Source organism: Alteromonas alvinellae (genome assembly GCF_902705805.1).
The window spans coordinates 1-1986 of record NZ_CACSIH010000047.1 but is presented as its reverse complement, the minus strand read 5'-3'; the positions used below and the strand labels follow the sequence as shown (position 1 = coordinate 1986).

General features: G+C 49.0%; 2 protein-coding genes. Both read right to left on the bottom strand.

The window, feature by feature from the left end; all coding sequences use genetic code 11:
• Nucleotides 1-343, bottom strand: a 343-nt coding sequence (locus ACX5KA_RS03635; protein WP_458730431.1) for an ATP-binding protein, incomplete at its 3' end; no start/stop codon positions are given.
• Between the two features lie 8 nt (nt 344-351).
• Complete coding sequence (gene istA / locus ACX5KA_RS03630) at nt 352-1890, bottom strand: IS21 family transposase (protein WP_283617693.1); 1539 nt, start codon at nt 1888-1890, stop codon at nt 352-354.
• Nucleotides 1891-1986: the final 96 nt, after the last annotated feature.

Below are 1986 nucleotides of genomic sequence, written 5' to 3'. Positions count from 1 at the left end.
ACGTTTTTCCGCATCCTGTTGCACCAGTAACGATAATGTTGTGGGCGTGATGTAAGTATTGGCCGCTTAACAGTGTGGCGACTTTATCTTTGCGTAGGCCGCGCTCTGCACGGTATTCCAATCGGCTGGCATGAGCCTCTAAGCGCAAGGTTGCCTGGCGCAGTAAACGCTTCACTTTGCTGTCTTGCCGACAATGAATTTCATGCTGTGCCAGCAATCCTAAGCGCTCTTCGAAGCTCATCTCGTCGTAAGTTGTCGCTTGGCTTTGTTGTTGCTGTAACGCTTGAGCGAAGTGCCCAAGCCGTAAGCTACGTAGTTGCTCTTGTAATTGAGATTGTGTCATGGGTTTTCCTATTGATAGTAATGTTGGCCGCGGATATTGTGATGGGTGACAGGCTGCTCATCCTGCTCAACAGCGGTGCTCGGTATGCTTTCTTGATGATGTTTGAGTAAGTTCATCACCACACTCCGGTGAGGGCGTTCTAGCAGTAATGCCTTTTGGCAAGCGGCTTCAAGTCGCGCAGCACCATGTTGTTTAGTGAGGTTTAGGATAGCTAAGCAGCTTTTAATCGCTTGCTCAGGATGTTTGCGACTATGGATGTGCCACTGCACCACACCACGGGTACCCACACCGATATTCTCAGCCCAGTGCAGTAAGCGCTCAGCACTGAAGCGCTGTTTTACATGGCTGTCCGGCATGTGTTCTTTTTGGGTTGAGAAGCCGCCTTCTTTTGCTGATTTAGCGTGCTGTGTTACCAGTTGATTGTGATGATAGATGCTGACCACACTGCCACTTGCCTCTATGGTCACCGTGTTGCCCACTAAAGTGTGTGGTACAGAGTAAGCATGCTTTTGGTACAACACATGGTAATCCGGCCCTACCTTCGCCCATTTACTGTCGATGTACTCATACATGGTGCCAGGTAATGGCATTAAGGCTGGCTTATCGAGCAGTTCAAACTGTTCACGACGAGAGCCTGGGTATAAGCGTTGTGGCCGATTATTTAACTCTGCCATTAACACTTTAATCCGCGCATTTAGACCCGCTAGGGTGTAGAAGCTCTCACGTCGCAATCGCATTAATATCCAACGCTCAACAATCAGCACCGCATTTTCTGCTTTGGCTTTATCCTTCGGTTTATATGGGCGTGCAGGCACAATGGCACAGCCATAATGCCGCGCCATTTTGGCATAGTTTTCATTTAGCGTAGGCGCGTAGCGGTGGGCTTTGGTAACGGCCGATTTCAGGTTATCCGGCACAAGTAAACGGGGTACACCGCCAAGGTGGCGGAACGTTCTTACGTGCGCCATTATCCAGTCTTCTTCACGTTGTGAGCGACCAGCTTCAACATAGGTGTAGTTGGTTGCGCCTAAGGTCGCAACGAAGATTTGTGCGTGATAACGAACTTCGCCCGTATCAGGATTGATGATAGGTACCGTTGGTCCGCAGTAGTCAATAAACAACTTATCGCCTGCGATGTGATGTTGTCGCATACTGCGTTTCTGCTTTTTAAGCCAACGCTGATAGTGCTCGCAGAACTGCGTGTAGCCGTAGGCTGACGCACTATCCTCGGCGCAATATTCTTCCCACAGCAAGAGCTTAGTCATGCCTTTGCGCTTCAACTCTTGCTGCATTAGCATAAAGTCAGGCAGCCGTTTCTGGCGCTGAACGGGACCCGTGCTATACAACTGCGCTTCGAGCGTTTTATCGTTTAGCGCTTGCGGCAACGGCCACGATAAGTCACTGGATTTAAAGCGCGAGAGTATTTCACTCACGGTTGAAGGGCCAAGACTTAAGCATTGGCCGATGTCTCGATGGCTTAATCCTACTTCGAATTTGAGACGCAGGACGTCTTTAATCTTTCTCATATCGGTTCTCTTTCTCGCCATGGCAGCTCATTCCTTCAATAAAGTGATGAAGTGGAGCTTACCAATTGATTTAATGAGAAAAAGAAGAAGATTTCGGGATTCCGATCAGTGATTTCG

Coding starts and splice junctions, on each gene's coding strand:
- istA (WP_283617693.1), bottom strand. CDS start 1,890: ATGGCGAGAAAGAGAACCGATATGAGAAAGATTAAAGACGTCCTGCGT.